The organism is Marinifilum fragile JCM 15579 (genome assembly GCF_001310955.1).
Taxonomy (GTDB): Bacteria; Bacteroidota; Bacteroidia; order Bacteroidales; family Marinifilaceae; genus Marinifilum; species Marinifilum fragile.
On the sequence record NZ_BAZX01000024.1, the window covers coordinates 34,187 to 58,255 of the forward strand.

18 protein-coding genes are annotated in these 24,069 nt (G+C 36.2%); 3 read left to right on the top strand and 15 right to left on the bottom strand.

Annotation, left to right across the window (positions count from 1 at the left end):
• Positions 1–147: 147 nt before the first annotated feature.
• A complete protein-coding gene (locus JCM15579_RS15285; protein WP_054721330.1) occupies positions 148–855 on the top strand; it encodes an acyltransferase in 708 nt (235 codons plus the stop codon).
• Between the two features lie 153 nt (positions 856–1,008).
• On the opposite strand, the gene JCM15579_RS15290 is transcribed toward JCM15579_RS15285, so the two are convergent.
• From JCM15579_RS15290 to JCM15579_RS15325, 7 genes are all read right to left on the bottom strand, one after another.
• Complete coding sequence (locus JCM15579_RS15290) at positions 1,009–1,875, bottom strand: formate/nitrite transporter family protein (RefSeq protein WP_083464714.1); 867 nt, start codon at positions 1,873–1,875, stop codon at positions 1,009–1,011.
• A gap of 208 nt (positions 1,876–2,083) precedes the next feature.
• A complete protein-coding gene (gene pflA, locus JCM15579_RS15295; protein ID WP_218186197.1) occupies positions 2,084–2,704 on the bottom strand; it encodes a pyruvate formate-lyase-activating protein in 621 nt (206 codons plus the stop codon).
• Positions 2,705–2,830: 126 nt separating this feature from the next.
• Positions 2,831–5,092, bottom strand: a complete 2,262-nt coding sequence (gene pflB, locus JCM15579_RS15300; protein ID WP_373280240.1) for a formate C-acetyltransferase — start codon at positions 5,090–5,092, stop codon at positions 2,831–2,833.
• Between the two features lie 497 nt (positions 5,093–5,589).
• Entirely contained in the window at positions 5,590–6,420 is an 831-nt protein-coding gene (locus JCM15579_RS15310; RefSeq protein WP_054721333.1) for a nitroreductase family protein, read from the bottom strand.
• Positions 6,421–6,584: 164 nt separating this feature from the next.
• On the bottom strand, positions 6,585–7,145 hold the full coding sequence (locus tag JCM15579_RS15315; RefSeq protein ID WP_054721336.1) for a porin family protein: 561 nt from the start codon (positions 7,143–7,145) through the stop codon (positions 6,585–6,587).
• Between the two features lie 182 nt (positions 7,146–7,327).
• Complete coding sequence (locus JCM15579_RS15320) at positions 7,328–8,053, bottom strand: hypothetical protein (RefSeq protein WP_157471506.1); 726 nt, start codon at positions 8,051–8,053, stop codon at positions 7,328–7,330.
• Positions 8,054–8,072: 19 nt separating this feature from the next.
• On the bottom strand, positions 8,073–9,677 hold the full coding sequence (locus JCM15579_RS15325; RefSeq protein WP_054721338.1) for a DUF4369 domain-containing protein: 1,605 nt from the start codon (positions 9,675–9,677) through the stop codon (positions 8,073–8,075).
• 931 nt (positions 9,678–10,608) lie between these two features.
• Between JCM15579_RS15325 and JCM15579_RS15330 the strand changes: the two genes are divergently transcribed.
• Positions 10,609–11,256 carry a DUF5675 family protein gene (locus JCM15579_RS15330; RefSeq protein WP_157471507.1) on the top strand — a complete coding sequence of 216 codons (648 nt, stop codon included), beginning with the start codon at positions 10,609–10,611 and terminating at the stop codon, positions 11,254–11,256.
• A 126-nt stretch (positions 11,257–11,382) separates the two neighbouring features.
• Here JCM15579_RS15330 and JCM15579_RS15335 read toward each other — a convergent pair whose 3' ends face one another.
• The 3 genes from JCM15579_RS15335 to JCM15579_RS15345 form a co-directional block, all read right to left on the bottom strand.
• The gene (locus JCM15579_RS15335) at positions 11,383–12,228 is read right to left on the bottom strand and encodes an SDR family oxidoreductase (RefSeq protein WP_054721342.1); all 846 of its coding nucleotides are present in this window, start codon (positions 12,226–12,228) and stop codon (positions 11,383–11,385) included.
• Positions 12,229–12,336: 108 nt separating this feature from the next.
• Entirely contained in the window at positions 12,337–13,200 is an 864-nt protein-coding gene (locus tag JCM15579_RS15340; protein ID WP_054721343.1) for an AraC family transcriptional regulator, read from the bottom strand.
• A 77-nt stretch (positions 13,201–13,277) separates the two neighbouring features.
• The gene (locus JCM15579_RS15345) at positions 13,278–13,541 is read right to left on the bottom strand and encodes a cysteine-rich small domain-containing protein (protein ID WP_054721345.1); all 264 of its coding nucleotides are present in this window, start codon (positions 13,539–13,541) and stop codon (positions 13,278–13,280) included.
• A gap of 289 nt (positions 13,542–13,830) precedes the next feature.
• On the opposite strand from JCM15579_RS15345, the gene pepF reads away from it, so the two are divergent.
• On the top strand, positions 13,831–15,738 hold the full coding sequence (gene pepF / locus JCM15579_RS15350) for an oligoendopeptidase F (protein WP_083464715.1): 1,908 nt from the start codon (positions 13,831–13,833) through the stop codon (positions 15,736–15,738).
• Positions 15,739–16,076: 338 nt separating this feature from the next.
• Here pepF and JCM15579_RS15355 read toward each other — a convergent pair whose 3' ends face one another.
• From JCM15579_RS15355 to JCM15579_RS15375, 5 genes are all read right to left on the bottom strand, one after another.
• Positions 16,077–17,054: a Gfo/Idh/MocA family protein gene (locus JCM15579_RS15355; RefSeq protein WP_157471508.1), complete on the bottom strand. Its 978-nt coding sequence runs from the start codon at positions 17,052–17,054 to the stop codon at positions 16,077–16,079.
• A 213-nt stretch (positions 17,055–17,267) separates the two neighbouring features.
• Positions 17,268–18,689, bottom strand: coding sequence for an efflux transporter outer membrane subunit (locus tag JCM15579_RS15360; RefSeq protein WP_054721349.1), 1,422 nt, complete (start codon positions 18,687–18,689; stop codon positions 17,268–17,270).
• Between the two features lie 14 nt (positions 18,690–18,703).
• Positions 18,704–21,874, bottom strand: a complete 3,171-nt coding sequence (locus JCM15579_RS15365) for an efflux RND transporter permease subunit (protein ID WP_054721350.1) — start codon at positions 21,872–21,874, stop codon at positions 18,704–18,706.
• A 57-nt stretch (positions 21,875–21,931) separates the two neighbouring features.
• On the bottom strand, positions 21,932–23,065 hold the full coding sequence (locus JCM15579_RS15370) for an efflux RND transporter periplasmic adaptor subunit (protein ID WP_054721352.1): 1,134 nt from the start codon (positions 23,063–23,065) through the stop codon (positions 21,932–21,934).
• 166 nt (positions 23,066–23,231) lie between these two features.
• Positions 23,232–23,747, bottom strand: a complete 516-nt coding sequence (locus JCM15579_RS15375; protein WP_054721354.1) for a GbsR/MarR family transcriptional regulator — start codon at positions 23,745–23,747, stop codon at positions 23,232–23,234.
• Positions 23,748–24,069: the final 322 nt, after the last annotated feature.

Here is a 24,069-nt window from a genome sequence, read left to right on the forward strand (position 1 = left end):
ACAATTCGGTTTTTATAGAAAATTATGATGCTAAACATAGTTTTTAAGTCTGATATACAGTCTTTTGCGGCTTAAAAATTTTACATCAAAACCTTTGTATTTTTCACGGAACTCTTATTTTTGCCATCCAAACAATAGATATTCTATATGATTCGAAAGATAAGATACCTGTTTGCTCTTACCTCAAAGAAACGATTCCATCGCTACCTGAAAAAAAAAGGTGTTATAATGGGAAAGAATATTCACTTTAAAAATAGGAAGACAATTGATCTTGACTTAACAAGACCATGGTTAATCGAAATTGGCGACAATGTATATTTTAATAAGAATTTTACACTTTTAACTCATGATGCTGTCTCAAGATTGTATAAAATTAAATACAATGATTTCTTGCCTCTTCATTCTACTGGGAAAGTTAAAATAGGGAATAATGTTGCGTTTGCAAGAGAGGTAACAGTTCTAAAGGGAGTGACTATTGGTGATAATGTATTTATAGGTCATGGCTCATTAGTGTCTAAGGATATCCCTTCAAATTGTATTGCTGTAGGCAGACCGGCGAAAGCCGTTTGTACAATCGATGAATACTACGAGAAATCTAAGAAAAAATATGCCGAAGAAGTAAAGGATAATTACCTTCGAATAAAGAATGAGCTTAGACGCGAACCTACCATTGAAGACTTTAAAGATGAGTATTCGCTGTTTGTAAATGGTAATAAAATAGATGATTTTTTGGATTCATTGGATGAGAAAGCTCAAAAGAAAATGAGAAAACAGATGGGAGATTCATATGAAAATTATAAAAAGAATCACCAATCAATGTTTGATGGATTTGATCATATGGTTGCTAATTTTTAGAGCTTACTACGTACCATATTTTAGTCGAAATCAGATTTCCAATAGGAACTAGAGAAAATAATAATTAATAAAAAGAGCCATTGATATTTCAATGGCTCTTCTTGAATTAAATAACAGTAATAAAATCTTTAGTCAAGATATATTTTCAATTGTTTACTTTTTCTTATCGTAAACATACCAGTAAGCTGTTCCAACAAATAATGCTCCACCCACGATATTTCCCAAAGTGGCCGGGATTAGATTTTTTATTACAAAATCCATCCAAGTAATATCAGCCCCATGAAAAATAGCCACAGGAATAAAAAACATATTGGCAACACAGTGTTCAAAACCCATTGCAACAAAAGCCATAACCGGGAACCAAATCCCTAAAATTTTACTCGCAATATCTTTTGATGCGTATGCCAACCACATTGCCAATGCAACCATCCAGTTACAAGCTATTCCTTTTAGGAAAGTTTTGTAAAATGGATTTGATGTTTTTGCAATGGCAATATTAATGGCGGAATCCACCGATGGAGAATGCATAATTGCCTGAGTTAAATAAACCAGAAAGTAGGCGACAATGATTGATCCAATAAAATTACCGAAATAAACAATGGCCCAATTCTTTAAGGGCACCTTAACAGACATTCTCTTTGAGAGTACCGAAGGAATGAAATAAGCTGTATTTCCAGTAAATAATTCAGCTCCAGCAACAGCACAAAGTATTAGTCCTAATGGGAAAACAGCTCCGAAAAAGAACTTTTGTAATCCCGGGTTGCTTGCTGCTAAGCCTGGCATCGCACCACCAACAACCAAGGCTAATAAGCTACCCATAGCAATATATCCTCCTGCTAAAATGGCCAATACAAAGGTTTTCTTGGCAGGCATTACTTTCTTTGCCTCAGCTGTATGGTTAACTTCTTCAACGGTTTCTTTTGGAGAATAAAATCCTGTTGAAACCTGCGGCGCTACTACAGCTGTAGCAGATTTAGGTTTTACCACCTCAATGACTTCTGTTGTTTCTTGAAATGACATATTTTTATATTTAGTAGTTCAGCTTATAGTAAAGTGTTTATCAAATTTTTTACTTCTTCTTGATGTTTTTTCCTTACTATCTACTCAGTACTAGGTTCTATTTACTAATTAATAATTACTTCTTTAAAATACTGGCTAAGAATATCTTTTGCAGTTTTTAACTGCTCAGCTGTATTTTCAGGAACCCCTTCAAGTTTATATTCCCACTTTAGGTGTTCGTATTTGTGAACCCCAAGTTTGTGATAGGCTGAATTTCTAGTTTTTCAATATTTCCATATTCCTGAAAATGCTTACCCATTTCATGTAAATATTCTGGTTGATCAGAATATCCTGGAACCAAAACGTAACGCATCCAAGTACGAATATTTTCATCACGCAGATGTTTGGCAAATTTTAGGGTAGTATCGTTTCGCTTACCTGTAAGCTTTACATGCCAGTCTGGATTAATATGCTTTATATCAAGTAAAACCAAATCGGTACTTGAGATTAATTCTTTTACATCATCGTTAAGAACATTGCCATTGGTATCAATGCATGTATTAAAATTTTCCTCTTTTAGCTGTTTGAATAATTTTTTCAATTCAGCAGCTTGCCATAATGGTTCTCCTCCTGAGATGGTTACACCACCCAACTTGCCAAAGAATGGACGTTGGTTGCGTGCTTTTCTCATGATCTCCTCAAGTGGAGTAGGAGTCCCTCCTTTAAAAGTTATTGTGTCTGGGTTGGCGCAATACAGGCATTTAAATGCGCACCCTTGAAGGAATACAACAAGACGAATACCCGGACCATCGTAAGTGCCAAGGGATTCGAATGAATGAACGTTTAACATAGTTGAGTGCTAGTTGTTTAGTTAATGAATCCATCTATTTTGACTTAGATTCATATCTTAAATAAAAAACGAGTCCGGAAAGCACAAAGTACTCCCGGATCTCGGTATATAAGTAGAAAAACGTTCTTACATTTTTTCGAAGAAGCTACGAGAGATTACCTCAAGCTGCTGCTCGCGAGTCAAACGTACAAAGTTTACAGCATATCCTGATACACGGATAGTTAGCTGTGGATACTCTTCTGGACGCTCCATTGCATCTTCCAACATCTCACGGTTCAATACATTCACGTTCAAATGGTGAGCTCCTTTGATGAAATAAGCATCCATCATAGTTACCAAGTTATCCTGACGGATATCAGCAGTTGCACCTAACGATTTAGGAACGATTGAGAAAGTGTTAGAGATACCATCCAATGAATCTTCGTAGTTGATTTTTGCTACAGAATTCAAAGAAGCAATTGCACCGTTAGTATCACGTCCGTGCATTGGGTTTGCACCTGGCGCAAATGGTACACCAGCAGCTCTACCATCAGGAGTAGCACCTGTTTTCAAACCATAAACTACGTTAGAAGTAATGGTTAAAATAGACATGGTTGGCTCTGCATTCTTGTATGTGTGAAGTTCTTTTAATAATCCGTTAAAGATCTTAGGAATCTCAACAGCGAAACAGTCTACACGGTCATCATCGTTACCGTAGTATGGGAAATCACCTTCAATTTTAAAGTCACAAGTTAATCCTTCTTCATTACGAACTGCAGTTACTTTTGCGTTCTTAATTGCAGAAAGAGAGTCAGCTACGATTGAAAGACCAGCAATACCATAAGCAAGGTTGATTGCAGGATTTGTATCTACCAATGACATTTGTGCCTTTTCGTAGTAGTACTTATCGTGCATGTAGTGAATGATATTCATAGAATCGTTGTAAACACGAGCCATTTCTCTCATTGCGATAGTGTAATTAGCCATCACTTCTTCGTAATCTAACTCATCACTCTTCAATGTAGGAATACCATTGATCAACTGAGTGCCTGTTTTTTCGCAACGACCACCGTTCAAGGCAAGCAATAAGGTTTTAGCCAAATTACAACGTGCACCGAAGAACTGGATTTGCTTACCAATTTCCTGATATGATACACAACAAGCAATACCATAGTCGTCAGACTTACGAGTATCACACATCAACTGGTCGTTCTCGTACTGGATTGATGAAGTATCGATAGAAACCTGAGCACAGAATTTCTTGAATCCTTCAGGCAATTGATCAGACCAAAGAACTGTCATGTTTGGCTCTGGTGAAGGACCTAATGTGTAAAGTGTATTCAAGAAACGGAAAGAAGTTTTGGTAACTTTTGATCTTCCGTCCAAAGTTCTACCACCAATTGATTCAGTTACCCAAGTTGGGTCACCTGCGAAAATCTCATCGTAAGCATTCATACGTAGGTGACGAACCATACGCAATTTCATTACGAATTGGTCGATCATTTCCTGAGCAAATTCTTCAGTAATTGTTCCTTCTTCCAAATCTCTTTGGATGTAGATATCAAGGAAAGTAGAAACGTTACCTAGTGACATTGCAGCACCATCTTGCTCTTTTACAGCAGCAAGGTATCCCATGTAAACCCATTGGATAGCTTCCTGCGCAGTTTCAGCAGGACGACCTAATTCCAAGTCATACTTAGCACCTAATTCTTTGATTTGACCTAAAGCTTTGATTTGCTCAGCAACTTCTTCACGCAAACGGATAGTTTGGTCGGTCATTGGACCATTTAAGCCTTCCAAATCTTCTTTTTTTGCTTCGATCAAACGATCGATACCATATAGAGCTACACGACGGTAGTCACCAATGATACGACCACGAGCATAGTTATCTGGTAAACCAGTAAGGAATCCTAATGAACGGAACTTACGGATTTCAGCTGTATAAGCATCAAAAACTCCATCGTTGTGAGTTTTTGCGTAGTTACGGAAAATATCTTTAACACGATCTGAAACTTCAAGACCTTGTTCTGTACAAGCTTTTTCAACCACGGCGATACCACCATATGGTTTCATTGCTCTGCGAAGCAATTCGTCTGCCTGTAGTCCTACGATAACCTCTAAAGATTTGTCAATATATCCAGCACCGTGAGAAGCGATAGTTGAAACAGTTTCAGTATCGATAGAGCGAACACCATTGTTTGCACGTTCTTCTTTTACAGCATCAAGACATATTTGCCACAATTGCTTAGTACGTTCTGTAGCTCCTGTTAAGAATGATGCATCCCCAGTGTATGAGGTTAAATTGTTACTAACGAAATCTCTAACGTTAATTGTCTTTTGCCATTCGCCGGCTTTAAATTGCGTTTTTACCATTGCAGTTAATAGTTTTCTTTGATTGAATTTCTTCAATCATGATTAATTCAAATCCTTAATGTTGAATTTGAACTCGAAATGGTTGTGTTTAAAATTATATTTTGTGTTTGATTATCAAAATTGACAATCTAGCCATAGAAAATAAACAAGATAAACTTGTCCGTTTTCCTTTCAGAGCGCAAAGGAACAGACTATTTTTTTGTTGCGCAATACCAAGATGTAATGATGTTGCTAATGCAAAGCTTTTCAGAAGGCCAAAGTTTCTGGTATTCTTGGAGTTTTGCAATGTAGAGATTACAATGTGAAAATAGTCAATTTAGAATCAATCTAGTTGAAAAGAGTTCTGTTTTTATAATAATTGGATAATTCTGCGAAAAACATTATTTAACACTTATGTGTTAAGTAGAAGTGTTGTTGAAAAATGAACAGGCTATACTAAAAAAACTCTTAGAGAAATTGGAATTGATATTAGAAGAGAACTGTATAAAATAAACAGCCTCGTTTGTAGAAAAACGAGGCTGTGGCAAATAGGCTTAATTTTTTAAGTTGATTTTATTCAAATGTAATCCATCAGATTGAATTCCTCGGGCATATTTTACACCCGCTTTTCCAAATATCATGGTGTAACCTACAGAATGATCCTGTGGGATTCCAATCAGATCTCGTAGCGAAGGATCAATTTCTTCAATAACCCAAGTAATCATTCCATTCCAAAGCGTAGCAACATTATTCGCATTGGCGGCAAATTCAAAATAAGTTAAGGTAATTATTGAATCTATTTTTGGAGATGCATCTTTAGCTGGAGCAGTTGCAATGAGCATGTGAGGAGCATTTCTAAAAATGATATCAACACCAGCTTTTTCCCATAGTTTTTGGAATGAAGCAAGCATGGCATATTTTTTAGGAAGATTCCCTTCGACAGATGCTTTTTTGATGGCCTTATAAACTGCATCTCGGAAAATCAGGATGTCTTCCTTATTGTCTATTAATGAAAATAATACGGCATTGTCATTGTGTCCAGTTGGCGCATGAGATGCTGTTTCCATCAATTCCTGTATCAATTCCTGATCCAAATTTTCATCTTTAAATTTGCGAACTGATCTTCTGGTTCTAATGTGATTATTCATGGCCTGAGCTGATGGCATTTCAGCTTTATAAGAAACCGAATCTTCAGGCTTTTTTCCTAATATAGAAATTGCAGCAGTTGGGCAAATGGCCAAACAATGCTGACATTTCATACAGTTCTTTTCTTTTTCTTTAGCAATGGAAGCCTTGGGAGTAAGGTTGATAATTCCTACCGGACAATCCTCTTTACATAGGCCACATTCAATACACTTGTCTTCTGCAACTTTAAAGTCGATCATTTCTTTTGATTTTCAATTCTTGTATCTTCCAAATGGAAATTCGCGACAAAAATAGAATACTTATTTTATATGGGAACAATCTTTTTATAATTAAAATGCTGATCGAATTGCATAAAAAAAACCTGCCCAAATGGACAGGTTTAATATTTTATTGTTGTAAAATATTAGAAAGCAACAGATACTCCTAACTGGAATACTGAGTTTTGAACTTTCGCTTCGTCTACATCAACAACCTTTGATAATCCCCAATTGTAACGAAGACCTATAGCTACATTGTCTGCAATATCATATTCTAGTCCTAATGCAAGTGCTAAATCAAGGCCTTTCATATTATCTGCATCCACAGAAACATCTCCATCGTCAGCTTCAGAATTCAAATGAATTCCTACCTGAGGCCCAAAAATAGCATGAAATTTATCAGCCATTTTAGCACGCATTAACAAAGGAATGTTTAAATAGTTTGATTTAAACTTTACATCAGAACCCATATCTACTTTCATTCCTTGGCGAGAGTACACCATTTCAGGCTGAAAAGCAATATTTTCATTAATTGCAAACCTTGCGAATACTCCTAAATGAATATCTGTTCTCATATCAGTTCCATCAGCATCATCACCAATCCAATTTGCAAAGTTTAAACCTCCCTTTGCTCCAAATTGTACATCTTGAGCAAACAAACTTGTACCAGCAAATAGTACAACAACTAGTAGTAAAAATTTTTTCATGTGATTTGATATTTTAAATTAACATAGCTAACATACGAAATAAACTTGTTTTGGATTATAATGTACAATATAAATATCCTATTAGTTGATGAATAAATGATAATTCTTTGTCAAGATAAATATTCTTAATGTTAATTTGTGAGATGTAATTAATCCTTAGATTGTAGTAAAATTATCAATTGCTATTTCCGATATCGACTTCTTTTTACCTCATGTTTTCTTGAAGAATTTAAACTGTTTTCATTTTCCTCTGTTGTTTCCGGATCATCGCTAAGGTAAATGGCTTCTTCACCTGTTGCAGTGATTTCGAGAACCTGTCCATATTTTTCTGGAAGGCCTAATTCTTTGGCCTCCTTCCATTCTCCATGACCGTATACGGCAATCTCTTCATCTTTTCCCAAAATTCCCTCTTTGCACCTAAGGGTTTTGTTAAAGCCAAACAAACCAGTAGTATCAATTCCTTTGCAGCTTAAGAAAGATTCCATATTCTCGGTAGGATCATTCAAAAAACCTGATTTGTACTTGGCATCCTCAACAATGTATAATTTCAAGAGTGTATCGTTAATGTAAGCATATTTGCTGCCATCTTTAATCAAGTATTTGCAGTGTCTTTCTTCATCAACAAGAGTATCCCAGGTTGAGCTTTTTCCTGTTGATCTTTCTTGTTCAATCAGCACATGATAATGGGAGCACTTTCGTCCTGAAAGTGGAGCAATTAAAGGAGAATCAACAAATTCTACTTTTCCTACTATTTTAGCTGTTTCTCCACTTCTGAAACTAGAGAGCCTCTTAAGTTCAGAATTCTTTAGTTTACGTTTGATAATTGCTTTTTTGCTAAAATAAAATACTAACCCAAACACAATGGCAGTTATTACTACAAAGGCGATGATGATGATTTCTCCTTGCATTCTAATTTATTTTTAATGTTTACTTAACCATACAACACTTTACAATTCCTTTTTCCTCGGATGCCAAATAAAGATTGTCTTTGTTGTCAACAATCATAGGAATGTAAGTACAACCTTTTACCAACTCTTCAATGCCATCAATTTGTTTTGCACCTTTATTGCTGTATACTTTTATTCTAGTGGGGTCTTTTTCAACCGTAACAATGGCACCACTCGAAAGGGTAGCAACACTAACAGGGTTACAGCATCCATGAAAATCAAGCACTTCTTTCCCGCGCTTACCAAATGCCATTAAGCTGTTTCCATTGTAATCGAAACCTTGAACTCTGAATGCTCCTAGATTGGCAACAATAATCTCCTTTTTTTGGTTTACAGAGAAGTCGAGAATACCACAGCAGGCACGCATATCGTCTATTTCCTTTAATAGTTCGCCTGATGTTCTATCATGAATCTGAATCTTTTTTAGTTTGCAATCTGATACGATCAGGTGTTGATCTACAACACGACTGCCCGATGCAATATGAACTCCAGATAAGTTATATTTGTTAATTGCTTCACCTTCTTTCGAGAAAATTTGACATTCTACGCCAACAGGCAATTCTTTCGATACCATTCTACCACGAATCTTCTTCTTTACAAGTTTCATTTCGCTTGAGAATACATAGATATTGTCTTCGATATCCACAGAAATAGCAGTAGGTTTCCCTGAAATGGTAGGTTTAAATCGTTTTGTAACTTTTCCAACTTCATCTAAAATAATGATGGTTCCATCTTTTTTAAGCGCACATAGTTCGTTATTCTTAAAGCTTGCCAGGTAAATTACATCCAGAACACGTTTTCCTTTGTATTCTTTATCTACCTGATACGAAACCGGATCCACTCCATCCATGATCTTGTCCAGACCTATTTCGAGTCGACGCATGTTTTCAACTTTGCTGATTACCTTGGCTACATAAGGTTGTTTTTTTAAATCAGGATGCAAATCTTTCACCAATTCGTATAGTTGTTCATAGGATCTGAAAATGGTTGCTTTTTCAAATAAGTAGCTTGAGTAAAGTGCATTGGGATTCTTCTGCATAAAATCTTTCTCGTATTGCTTAATTGCAGCATTAAGCTTCTTTTTATGTTTGGCATATTTTGCCTGTAATGCCTTCTTATCCTCATCACTTGCATTGGGGTTGTACTTAGGAAAGCTCTGTTTTATTCTTTCGTATTTTAAGCGAATTTGTTTTTTGCCTTCTTTGCAGCGTTCGTAATCGTCGTGAATACCAGAACCGGTAATTTTGGCATTTTCAAAATCATTAACCGATCCATTAAAATTCATTTTTACATTCTCAAGCATTATCTGTTTCTTTAGAACCATCTCTTCGCCATTACGTTTTAGTTTCAATCGCAATGTTCCCATAATTAGTTTTGGATAGTAACCCTTAAATTGAAAATTTCCATTTACAATTTCACTGGTGTCTGTTTGATAGCCTTTTTCCGCAAATGTTAACAATACAATCTCTCCTTTACTTATGCCACTTATATGACCATTAAGGATAAAAGGATTATTGTTTTCGACGGATTTTCCAGCTATAAATAAAGCCATCAGTACTGATAAAATTAGTAGAGTATTTTTCATGTTTTGGGTGTTTTGGTTTGTGATTTGATTATAAGAATTGCTTCAGTTTAAGATTAATATTTATCTCAAATCACTAAATGTAGACAACTTACAACCTATATGCAAGAAATCATAAAAATAAAAACGAAACTTTTAGTAATATCAATTCATTCAAAATAATATTAACAAAATTAATGTTAAAATATTTGCTAGTTTGTTACAATAATTATAACTTCATTATCGTTTTAAAAAAGAATATGTTGGATAGAGGGAAGGGTGAATTAATTAATTGACTTATCAAGCTGCAGTAAATTAAATTTGGGAATCAATAAAATCTAATCGTAAAGTTTGAATATACAGGCCGATAAATTGTATGAAAAGACAGGGGAATAAAAATGCAAATTGATTTTCAATTTTAATTAGGGCTTGTGATTTTGTTTGAGGATAATTTTGAGTATAAAATATGTTTGCAATTTGGTTTGAGAGGTATGTGTATTATATAGGAGATATGTGTTCTTGTTAGAAGTTATTTTCATAATTAAAAATGGGTGTAAAATTTCTTCTAGGAAGCGTATGTGTAGACTGAAATACACATAACAAATAGTGAACCAATGGGAATGGAAACCCAAAGGTCCACTAATGTCGAAAAACAAATGTGCTCTGTTGATTGTTTTTAAAAAACCTATGGTAAATGTCAGTAAACCAAAAAATGCAATGCATAGAAACACAACAAAGCCATTTGCTTTGTAAATCTAATAAATAAAGTTAAATCGTCGAAGAATAAAACAATAGAAAACTTACAGATTAATTTAAAATATATGACCTGTACAAGATATCTGCTAGCAATTGATAACACCATTGACATTTATCTTGTTCTTCAATTTCGTAAAATAATCTGTTTTAAAATATAATTCATAGATAAAAACATTACCCTTAACTGATTATAAGAGAAATGAATTTACAATTGATACGATACAGCATGTCGGAAAGCTCTACATTGGGCATGTTGTTTATTGATGGGTATTTTTCTTGTTATACACTAGAAGATGCAATGAGAGAAAAGAAAATACCAGGGGAGACATGTATACCGGCAGGGATTTATGGGATTACCCTTAGAACAGAAGGTGGACAAAATCATCGGTACAGTCAGAAGTTTCCCAATATGCACAGGGGAATGCTGCACTTGTTGAATGTGCCTAATTTCAAATATGTCTATATTCATTTTGGCAATACAAAGGAAGATACTGAAGGATGTATATTGGTGGGAGATGGTGCCAATAACAACCAAATAGAGGAAGGATTTGTTAGTAGCAGCGTTAAGGCATACCAAGGAATCTATAAGATTATTGTAGATGCAATTGAGGATGGAGAAGGAGTTTGGATTGAGATTGTTGATGGTATTCCTGCTCAGAACAATCAAAAACAATTGACCAATGCTGTTGTAGCCGCCAATAAGCTTAATTTACGCAAAACGCCAAGTGGGGAAGTGGAAGGAGTCTTAAATCAAAAAACACGAACCAAAGTTCTTGAATCGCATGATGGCTGGAGCAAGGTTTTGATAGAAGGTTGGGTGGATGAGGAATATTTGGAAGAGGCGTAGAATGTCTTGAATAGTAAAAAAGTTGAATAGTTTATTGCCTTAAAATAAAATAACCCAGTGGATGGTTGCTCGACCTGACTGGGTTATTTTATACTTGTTCCATTATAAATAGGAACACTAAAATAATTATTGCAATGCTACTTTTACCGATTCAGAAATTGGAGTTGTTGGTCTTCCTAAAATAGAAGAAAGTGTGCGTGAATTATCGAATAAAGCTCCATGAGAAGCACTTACATCCCAACTTGCCAATCCAATAGCCAATCCCTCAGGAAGACCAATGTTTTTTAGAATATTGGCATATTCTTCTTCTGGCAAATTGTTGTAAGGGATATTTTTCCCTGTTTGCTCTGATATCATAGCAGCCAAATCGGTTAAAGTGTAAAAATCATCACCAGCCAATTCATAAACTTTACCCTTATGAGTTTCATTTGCAATTACAATTGCAGCAGCTTCGGCATAATCAGCTCTTGCCGCTGATGAAATTTTTCCATCCTTAGCACTTCCTAAAAATGCACCTCCGCCAACAGCTCCAGGAACCGATGCGGTATAGTTTTCACTGTACCAACCATTTCTTAGAATGGTAAATTCAAGACCTGAATTTGTAAGGATTTCTTCTGTTTCTACATGCTCTGCAGCAAGATTTAGATGCGAAGTATCGGCATGAAGTAAACTTGTATAAACAATCCATTTAACCCCAGCCTCTTTAGCTGCATTAATTACATTTTTGTGTTGTGCACTTCTTTGCCCAAATTCCGTACCCGAAATCAATAATAGGCGATCAATACCATTAAGTGCCTTCGAAAGATGATCTGGTTTACTGTAATCAAATTCACGGATTTCTACTCCTAAATTTGCAGCCTTTTCAGTATCTCTTACCAAGGCTACAATATTTTCATTTGAAACTCTGCTTTTAAGTTGTTCAACAACTTGGCTACCTAGTTGACCCGTAGCCCCTGTAACTGCTATTTTCATATCCTATACTTTAATTGATATTTGTTTGTTAATCTTATACTGCAAATGTATAGGAGCAAGAAGGCATGTGAAAGGTAAAAAAGTTCACATGAATGGTAAAATCAGAATTTACTGTTTTAATGTTGTTTTTTGATATTCAGAAGGAAGCATGTTTACTCTTGATTTAAAGTACTTGGTAAAGTTGGTAGGATCTTCAAAACCAATTTTGTATGCTATTTCTTTTATGGAAAGGGCAGTATAGCCCAATAAACGTTTAATTTCCAGCACCAATCTATCTTCTATAAATTGCTTGGTATTAGTGCTTACATATAATTTAATGGCAGCATTTAGTTGCTTTGGAGTAACTTTTAGTTCATCGCAAATGTCACTTACTCGCAGTTTATAGGATACTTTTTCTTCAACGATTTTTTTGAACTTTATATATATGGCAAAAGAGTCATTACATATAATATCTACTCTTTCGCGCTTGTTTCTTTCTATCTGAATCAAGAAATTTTTAAGAAGATTACGTTGATATTCAGCTGTGTCAAATTGTAAATCTTTGCTTTGCTCTGCAATCATTTCATCTAAGAGCGCATATACTTCCTTATTGGCAAAATTGCTGATGGGTTTTAATGAATGTGTAAAAATGGTGTAGTCATAAAGATATTGATAATCGGCTCCTCCTTTGATGATGAAATCAGGAGTAAACACCACAGCAAATCCTTCGGTTTGTTCATTGGCAGAAAAACGCTGGACTTGTCCCATTGCAATTGGGATCACTGTGTTTTCAGAATAAGCTATCTTCTCAAAATCTACTTCGTGCGTACCTCTTCCTTTGGTAAAGATTAATATCTGATAGAAGTTTAATCGATGCGCTTTGTGATTATTCTTTTGGGAATGTTTTAATATTCTTTGCAAAGGAATTATTTCTAAGCCCAATTTGGTACTTCTATTGTTGAAATTATATCTGGGTATATTGACTTCACTCATTAGGATTCCTGTTTTGATTTGAACCTTAAAAATAACAAAAGAGTCAGTTTAACTGACTCTTTTGTTATTGGATTTTTCTAATCTTGCTTTTTCCCCTTTTCCATAACCAGACCCATTTTACTCATTACATGATCATAGCCATTCTTTGAGTGCGGCAAGGTGCATTCGCTACAGTTTTTAATGCCATTATCGGTATAGGTAAAGTTTCCACCACATTTGTCACCCAACATGTACAATGGGCAAAAGCAGAATAAGCAGTTAAAATCTGCTTCGTTTTTAACTTTATGGCATGGGAAATATTCACATTTTGTATTCTGAACGAACTTGTAATTTTCTGACATGATATGTTGTGTTATTTTACTGTTGACAATATTAAGATTTTTGTTTTAGAGTTTTACTTTATTGGATAAGTTTAATAGCATATCTAAAATGTATATAGGGCTTTTATAGCAAAGACATATTTATAAAGACCAAAACATTATTACATCTGGCTAAATGCATTGCTTATCGGAGAATATCTTCAATGATCTAAAATTTACAAGATTGAATGTTATCCAGACATAAAATCAGGTAATATCGCCATATATTTGCCTTAATGGGAAAAAATTAACTATTAATAACTTTTAAAAAATGAACACTAAACTAAGGAGTATAGGAAGAATTTTTACTTTAGCTCTTCTTATTTCATGTACTGTGTGGCAAGCTACAGCACAGGTAAATTATAAAACGCGAGAAGAAATTCCAGCGAAATACAAATGGAATTTCTCTGATATCTACGAAAATTGGGAAGCTTGGGAAGCCGATTTTAAAGCTATTTCCGTGGATATGGAAAAAATTCAAGGCTTTAAGGGCAAGCTGGGAGAAAGTTCTGAAAACTTAGCAGAAATGCTGAAGATTCAGGAAGATTTAATGAAGAAGGCTTACAAAGTGTACCAATTCGTTTCTTTCCAAAGTACAGTTGATCAAAGAAATATGGAGCTAATGGCTAAGCTTCAGCAGGTTCAATTGCTATTCGCTCAATTTGGAGTGGCTACTGCTTGGATTTCTCCTGAAATGATCCAAATTCCAGAAGCAACAATGAAAGAGTGGGTTGCTTCTAATCCTGCTTTGAAAGATCATAAATTCGATTTAATGGACATGTATCGTTTACAAAAGCATGTTCTTAGCGAAGAAATGGAGCAATTGCTATCATATTACTCACAGGTAACTGGTACTGCTGGTAGTGTATTTAAAGCGATCTCTACGGCTGATATCGAATTCCAGGAAGTGGAATTGTCTGATGGTAAAAAGGTAAAAGTTACTCCAGGTGTTTACTCACAAATTGTTACCAACAACCTAAACCAGGAAGATCGTAAAAAAGCTTACGAAGCATTGTACGATGTGTATTACAAAAACAAGAATACATATGCTGCTATTTATAATGGTATCGTACAGGCAAACTGGGCAGGTGCTCGTGCTAAAAAATATGAATCATGCTTAGATGCAAGATTGGAAGGAAATAACATTCCTAAGGATGTTTACTTGAACCTGATAAAGACAGTGAAGGAAAACACTGCTCCAATGCGCAAGTATATCGAATTGAGAAAGAAAGTTCTTGGTCTTGAAAAATATTATGGTTTTGATGGTTCTATTAGCTTGACAGATTATAGTAAGAATTATCCTTATGAAGATGCGGTTAAAGTGGTAACAGAATCAGTGCTTCCTTTGGGTAAAGAGTATCAGGCTAAACTGAAAAAAGCCACTGAAAGTGGTTGGTTGGATGTTTATGAGAATCCAGGAAAGCGTTCTGGTGCTTTTTCAGCAGGAGTATACGGTGTTCACCCATACATGCTATTGAATTACGATGGAACCTTGGATTATGTGTTTACTTTAGCACATGAACTGGGACATACAATGCATACTACTCTTTCTAACGAAAATCAGCCATTTGCTACTCATGGTTATACAATTTTTGTAGCAGAGGTTGCATCTACTTTTAACGAGCGTTTGTTGTTGGATCACATGATGCAAAATACCAAAGATCCAAACGAAAGAATTGCTTTGTTAACTCAGGCTATTGAAGGTATTATTGGTACTTTCTATGCACAAACCATGTTTGCTGATTACGAATATCAGGTTCACTCAATGGTAGAACAAGGAAAACCAGTAAATGCTGATGTGTTGACTAATGTTTGGGGAGATATTGCCAATGAGTATTATGGTGATGCAACTGAAAAAACAAAGTATTCAAACTACCCTTGGACAAGAATTCCTCACTTCTACAATTCACCATTCTATGTATACCAGTATGCAACTTGTTTTGCTTCATCGGCTAAATTGTACAAGGATGTAATGGAAGGTAACAAGAAGGATAGACAAGATGCTTTGGAAAGATATATTACCCTATTGAAATCAGGAGGTAATGATTTCCCAATGGAGCAATTGAAAAAAGCTGGTGTTGATTTGTCGAAACCAGAAACTATTATGGCAGTTATTAATCAATTAGATGAATTGGTTGATCAATTGGCTGCAGAGCTTGAAAAAGTGAAGAAAAGCTAATTAATTGGCATCTAGAATAAAGAAAGCAGCTCTTATGAGCTGCTTTTTTTGTGCCTGGTTATTTATGAGAAAAGCAGGCGAATGGGATAAGCTTTGTTGTTTGATTATTTAGATGTCATATTCGGTATAGCCAACCGTAAAGCTATCATTACCGCTGGAGTGTTCCTTTTTATTTTGATTGTTTTATTTGTTTCATACCACTTGTAAGTCCTTCCTGACCATCTGGCAATATCACATTCCTGTCCGGGAAGTCTTACCCCAATGTCCGGGAAGAGCTGCCGCTTATCCGGGATATCATAAATCAAATGATTAAGGAGTTAAAAGGAATCATTCTCTTATTATAAGCGACCTAAAATCTTGTCCATTACCCAGGCAGTATGACTGGCTGATTTTCCTGTAGATGTATGATTAAGCTTTCCAAGCAAGTGTTCTCTCATATTTTGAACATGATATAGTTGTATGTTTTCAGGATTCTCGATGAATTCTTCTCGAATACCGTTTTCATTTTCTAGTTGGATAGGTAGTTCATCGAAAACGGAAAATGTCATTTTTCCTTTACCTCCATAAATTTCAACCTTATCTTCTCGGGTGTTACAGCCAAAATTCCAACTTCCGGTTCCGGTTATTCCATTCTGGTGTATCCAACAAGCTGCGACGGCATCTTTGGCAGGGTAGAGTTTTTGTTGATTTGTTGCGATTCCAGATGCGTTTTCAATATCACCAAGCAAGAAAGTGAACAGATCTAAGCCATGACCAGCCAAGTCGTCGAAATATCCTCCGAGAGCAATTTGCTTATCGGTGCGCCAATTGTATTCTCCTGATAGATCCAATGGGTTTGGTGCTTTACTTAAATGCCAGCTAATGTGTCTTATTTGGCCAATTGAATTGTCATTGATCAATTGTTTTACCTTATTAAACCGCGGAAGTGAACGTCGGTAATAGGCAACAAAAAGAGGTAAATTCTTTTTTTCGAAAGTACTTGTAATTTCAATACAGTCGGAGTAGGATGGAGCCATTGGTTTTTCGATACAGCAAATTTTTCCGGCTTCAGCAACCTTTAAAGCATATTCTTTGTGAGATTCGGGAGGAGTGGCAATATAAATTGCATCAATATCACTATCATGAATTATTTCGTCGGCATTTGTGGTGTATTTTGAGATGTTATGTCTTTGTGCATAACTGCGCAATAAGTTTTCATCACGACGCATTACGGCTAAAAGTTCAAATCCTGGAGTGTTCTGATAAGCTGGTCCGCTTTTGATTTCAGTTACTTTTCCACAACCAATAATTCCCCAACGTATGATTTTATCTGACATATCTTGCTTTTTTATGTCACGAAGATAAATGTTTTTTGGATTTTAAAAGTTGAAGACCTTATAATAAAACAGCATCAATTCAAAATGAACCGATGCTGTAATTGATATGCTAAATGAAAGGTAAAATACGATAAAAGTGTGACCAGATCATTTTGATTGAAGAACCACCAACAATCTTTATACCCACTATTGATCTGGTCACTTCATCCCACTTTATTTTTGTTTCCAGCCTCCGCCTAAAGCTTTATAAAGCTCAACCACGGAGTTTAACTGGTTGAATTTTGAATTGATCATGTTAATCTCAGAAGAAAGAGCATTGCTTCGTGCTGTTAATACTTCCAGATAAGTTGTATTGGCATATCCGCTGTTTAGGAGTTCCTCAGAGTAACTCACCGCATCGGTTAAAGCTTGCAATTCCTGCTTTCTGATTTCATATCTTTCCTGTTCTGTTTGGTAGCTGTACAAGGCATCCGATACCTCTTTGCTGGCAGTTAATAAAGCTTTCTTGAAGTTGTATTTTGCCTCGGCTTGTTTTGCCTTTGCCACCTCATACTGGGTTCTGATATTTCTTTTGTTGAAAAGCGGTTGAGTCAAGTTTCCAATTACATTACTGAAAATGGAAGAAGAATTGAACCAATCTTCAAATTTTAAACTTTCAAATCCGGCTGAAGCGCTCACGCTAATGCTTGGGTAAAAATTGCTTTTCGCAACATTGGTTAATTCAAAAGCATTCTTTAATCCAAATTCTGCCGCCATTACATCCGGACGGTTGCTAAGCAATTGAACAGGGAAACCAGTTTCCAGCTGGATATTGATTTCTTGTTCTGCCAACTTACCTCTATTGATATCACCAACAGCTCTTCCCAGAAGAATGGAGATAGTATTTTCCAATAGCGATACGTTTTGTTTCAGGTCAAGCAATAAAATTTGAGTGCTGTACAATTGCGCCTCAGTTTGCTTAACAGCTGCTTCGGTAACCTGTCCGGCCTCTTTCAGGCTCATCATGGTTTCCAGACTCTCTTTGCGGTTGGTAACCGTTTTGGTAGCCACTTCAACTTGTGCATCAAGTGCTACTAGTTGATAGTAAGCGGAAGCCATGTTGGCAACCAACGCACTTTCAATAGCTCGTCTTGATGCTTCAGACTGTAAGTAAGCCGCCTGAGAGGCTCTTTTGTTGCTTCTGATCTTTCCCCAGATATCTGCTTCCCACGAAATGGTGCCGTTTAGCTGGTAGTTTTCATAGCTTGGACTATTGCCTCCAGCCGAAACGCCAGACATGCTATTGTCTGACAATTCGTATTTTCCACCGTTGGTACCCAAGTTCAAGGATGGGAGATAGCCCATTTTCCCTTGCTTGTAATAGGCTTCAGCAGCATTAACTTTCTCCACTGCCATCAGAAGATCAAGATTGGAATTTAGTGCCTCACGAACCAAGTTGTTGAGCTTGGCATCTGTAAATAATTCCTCCCAAGGCATGTTGGCTAATGTGACCGAATCAGTTGTTGATAAATTTCTGTATTGATCCTGAATTTCGATATCAGGTTGTTGGTATTTTCTAGCTACAAAGCAAGATTGCAGGCTTGTTGTAGCAAAAGCTAAAAATACCATTCCATATATAATTTTCTTTGTTCTCATTGATCGTACTCTAATTATTGAACCTTAGCCAGTTCTTCAACTTTAATCTCTTCTGTATCCTCAACTTTTGGAGCTCCGCTAATTTTCTCTTGAATAATTTGGAAAATCACAAAGAAGGCAGGAATTACAAATACTCCAAATACAGTTCCTATCAACATACCACCAACGGCTCCTGTACCAATGGAACGGTTCCCCACTGCTCCGGCACCACTTGCAAGCATCAATGGCATCAAACCAAGAATAAAGGCAAAGGATGTCATCAGGATCGGACGCAAACGTGCTTTTGCACCTTCCGCAGCAGCTTGCAATAGTTCCATTCCATGTCTGCGACGCTGAAGAGCGAACTCTACGATCAGAATGGCATTCTTCGCTAGCAAACCAATCAACATGATTAAGGCAACCTGGAAATAAATGTTGTTCTCCAAACCAATAAGCTTTACAAAGAATATGGCTCCAAAAATCCCGATAGGGAGTGACAATAGAATTGAGAATGGAAGAATATAACTTTCGTACTGCGCAGCAAGAAGGAAATAGACAAAAATCAAACTCAATATAAAAACAACTACTGCCTGGTTACCTGCTTTTTCTTCCTCGCGGGTCATTCCTGAGAATTCATATCCATAAGTTGAAGGAAGAGTTTGCTCCGCTACCTCGCGAATGGCTTGAATTGCATCACCAGTACTGTAGCCTGGGTTTACATTACCATTAATGGTTGCTGAGTTAAACAAATTGAATCGGTTAACTACATCAGGACCATTTACCTTTTTCATATTCACGAATTGGCTTACCGAAACCAGTTCATTATTCGCATTACGAACAAATACGTGGTTCATCGATTCAATGGTTTCTCTATCTTCAGGCGAAGCTTGAATCATCACACGATATTGCTTACCAAAGCGGTTAAAATCGGCTGCATACCAGCTTCCGTAATATCCCTGAAGGGTTGAAAACAGTCCGTTAAGAGAAATACCAGCTTCTTTTACTTTCTCAACATTTACTTCCATTTCGTACTGAGGGAAACCAGTGTTGAAAGAAGTAATGGCATATTTAATTTCTGGTCGTTGATTTAATGCGCCCAGAAATTGTCCGCTTTTTGCCATTAAGTCGTCAAATGAGCCATTCGATTTATCTTGCAGCCTCATTTCGAAACCATCAGAGTTACCAAAACCACGAACGGTAGGAGGAGCGAAGAACAAAATTCTAGCCTCATTGATTCCTGAAGTACGCCCAAACAATTGTCCGATTATGGCATTTACTTTTTGGTGATCTTCTTTTCGCTCGTGCCAATCTTTAAGCTTGATAACAGCAAATGCTTTCGATCCACCTTTTGAACCACTCATCAAACTAAATCCAATCACGAACATACGCTCCTGCACAACATCAATTTCCTCAATGATGCTTTCCACCTTTCCTGCTACTTCGGCAGTTCTGTCAAGAGTACTTCCTGGAGGCAAAGTGATATCACAAAAGATGATCCCCTGGTCTTCATTTGGAATAAAGCCTGTAGGAGTGGTTTTAAAGAACCATCCTGCCAATAAAGTAAAGGCAATCAGTATTGCTCCAGCTAACCATTTTCTATTGATAAGAAACTTCACTGACTTGGTATACCTTTCGGTGATTGCATCAAATCCTGTATTGAAAGATGTATAGAATCTATTCATCAATCCTTTTTTGTGATCTTCACTTGGATTATGAGGTTTCAATAGCAAGGCACAAAGGGCAGGACTCAATGTTAATGCGTTGATTGCTGAAATGACAATGGCTACCGCTAAGGTGATTGCAAACTGTTGATAGAATGCACCTGTTGGTCCTTTCAAGAAGGAAACCGGAATAAACACTGCAGACATCACAAGGGTGATTGAGATAATCGCACCAGTGATTTCACTCATGGCAGATACCGTAGCTTTCTTGGCACTTTTTGCTCCATTGTCCAATTTGGCATGAACCGCTTCCACAACAACAATGGCATCATCAACCACAATACCAATGGCCAATACAAGGGCAAACAAAGTCAACATGTTAATCGAGAATCCAAAAAGATTCAGGAAAAAGAAGGTGCCGACAATCGCCACAGGAACAGCAATTGCTGGAATCAGTGTTGATCTAAAGTCCTGTAGGAAAAGGAATACCACTAGGAAAACCAAAAGGAATGCTTCAATTAATGTTGAAATTACCTTTGAAATAGAAGCCTCAAGAAAGTCGTTTGTATTAAAAGGAATCACATAACCGATTCCCTTAGGAAAATCGACACTTGCTTTTTCCAAGGTACGTTCTACTTCCTTGATAATTTCCTGAGCATTGGAGCCTGAGGTTTGATATACTGCAATGGCAACAGATGGATTTCCATTCGTAATGTTCATTGTTGCATAGCTAAATGCACCAAGTTCAATTTTTGCTACATCTTTTAATCTTAGAAAATCACTGTTTCCTTCAGAGCGAAGAATAATATTTTCATACTCTTCTTGAGTAGAAAGTTTCCCCTTATAGCGAATTACATATTCAAATGATTGGCTTGAATTTTCTCCAAACTTACCGGGAGCAGCTTCCAGATTTTGCTCGTTTAAAGCAGCTACTACGTCCTGAGGTGTTAAGCCAAAGGCAGCCATTTTTTCAGGTTTCAACCAGATTCTCATGGAATAATCTCGTGAACCAAAAACATTGGCATCACCAACTCCATTAATCCTTTTAACCATTGGGATTAGGTTGATACGAGCATAGTTTTCAATAAAGGTGGCATCAAAATCATCATTCTCTGAGTACAGAGACATGAACATCAACACACTAGTTTGAACCTTTTTGGTGGTTACCCCGGATTGAATCACCTGCTGAGGCAGTTTACTATTTACAGTTGCTACACGATTTTGTACGTTTACAGCTGCAATGTCCGGGTTGGTTCCCAATTCAAAGTATACACTAATGGTTGCTGTTCCGTCATTACTTGAGGTTGAAGACATGTAGGTCATGTTCTCAACACCATTTACTGCTTCTTCAATAGGTACAACAACACTTTTTAGCAATGTTTCCGCATTTGCTCCAGGGTAGGTTGCAGAGATTTGCACTGTAGGAGGTGCAATTTCCGGGAACTGTTCCCTTGGCAGAGATGTAAGTCCCAATACCCCTAAAATTAGGATAAGTATGGATATTACGGTCGATAAAACCGGCCGTTCAATAAATCTTCTTAACATGATTTTTGTTTAATTTTTAAAACTGAAAGAACTGCTTACTTTTGAGAAAAGGCAACATTACCTTCTGCTTGCGATTGTCCCTTTTGAGATGATCTGCATACCATCACGAAGTTTTATCAAGCCATCAATGACATATTGCTCACCAGGGTTTACTCCAGCTTTCACAACAAAATGATTGTCAATAGTATTGGCTATTATTACCTCCTTCGATTCTACTTTGTTTTCTTTCCCTACCAGGTAAACGAATTTTTTTCCTTGTAATTCGTAAGTTGCTTTTTGAGGAAGCAAAACAATGTCATTCATGTTGGATGGCATTTTCACTTTTCCACTAATACCACTTCTAAGAAGATTATTAGGGTTAGGAAAGATGGCTCTGTAGCTGATACTTCCTGTTCTAGGATTTACCATTCCGTTAATTGTTTCAATTTTCCCTTTGAAATCGTACAATGAACCATCGGCTAATACAAGCTCAACTTCTGGCATTTTCTTGATTTTTTCATTTGCAGTATTACCATTTAATTGGCGATTAAATTGTAATAATTGCTTTTCATTCAGTGTGAAATAGGCATATACATTTTTAATGTTTGAAACTGTAGTCAAAGGTTTAGCTTCGGTACGTCCAACCAAACTTCCAACTTTGTATGGCAAGCTTCCAATAATGCCATCAACTGGACTTTTGATCATTGTATAATCCAGATTTTCTTTGGCATTTTGATACTGAGCTTTTGCAGCAGCTAGCTGTGCCTTTGCAGCATTCAAATTGCTTTTTGCAGTTTTAAGCTGAATGGAACTAATAATGTTTTTTTCAACCAGCGGTGTAATTTTGTCAACTTCCACCTGTGCTGAAAAGACTTGAGCTTCGGCCACTTTAATATTTGCCTTTGCAGCTTTAACCTGTTGGCTTAAGGTTTCTGCGCTAAGTTTAAAAAGTAATTGCCCTTTTGTTACCTGATCACCTTCGTCGATATAAATTTCATCAATGAATCCATCTACTTTTGGTCTGATTTTGATGTTTTGCATCCCCTCAATATTGGCTGCATATTCATTATATGTAGTGACATTGGACTTTTCAACAGTTTGAACAGGAAAAGGCATCGGGCCATGTCCGGCTTGAGCTTGATTTCCTTTTTTGCATGATGTAAATCCTAGTAGGAGGATTATAATACCAGCGAATAAATAGTTTTTTCTCATGTGATATTCTTTTAGTTCTAAAAGTTCGGACTGAAACGAACTTTAGGGATGTTGATTTTTAATGTTTTTTGGTAATTCCTAATGTTTAAATAATCTTAGGTTTGGTAAGTTCGAGCGTAAACGAACTATGAGTGCGTCAAGTTTTATGAATTTATAATGTCAAAATTTATTTAGAAAAATGATCGAAAAGTGAACATTTGGCTTCAATGTTTTTGTGAAGTTGTTCCAAAAGGCTGATTGTGTTTGTTAAAAAATCTAAATAAGGCATATCATGATCGATGGTGTACTTTTTATCATTTGACACCTCATTTGCTAGTTTCTTGTACTCTCTAACTTGAATTAATAATTTCTGTTCGGTTCTATACATTTTAATGCTCTCATTAATTCTGGTCAAGAAACCAACAGGGTTTAAGGTGAAATATTTTTTTCTATCACCAGGTTTTGTGTGATAGGTGATAATTTCATTTTTTTGAAGTGTTTTCAAATTTGTAGAAACTGTACTTTTACTAGCTCCAATGAAATTGACCAATTCGTCAAAAGTAGAACCGTTTTCCTTGTTTATAAGGAGTGTCGCAAAGATTCGTGCTGCTATAGGAGCCATTTTTTCTTGCTTTTCCATAAACAGTCCGTAGCTTTCTACTAATATTTTCTTCCTTTTTTCTAAATCGACTTGGTTCTTCATCCTTGTTAATTTTTAAGACAGTGCAAATGTAGTATTAGTTCGGAACAATCCGAACTAAAAAATGTTAAATTAATGCAAAAATGATAAAAATCAGGTAGCATTCCCATTGTTCTAAAATATCAGAGTTTATATTTGTGCTTGAATAACAATAGATTAAGAAAAGAGGAATGAATCCACGAATTGTGGAGCTTTTCTACAGCTTTGAAAATCAGCCTATTTGGAAATAGACTGATTAAGAACTCTTAAACTTTTGTAACATTCAGATATTGCGCTCGTTAAAAATGGTGTTGAGTAATGAATGTATGTGTGTCATTTTTTTGGC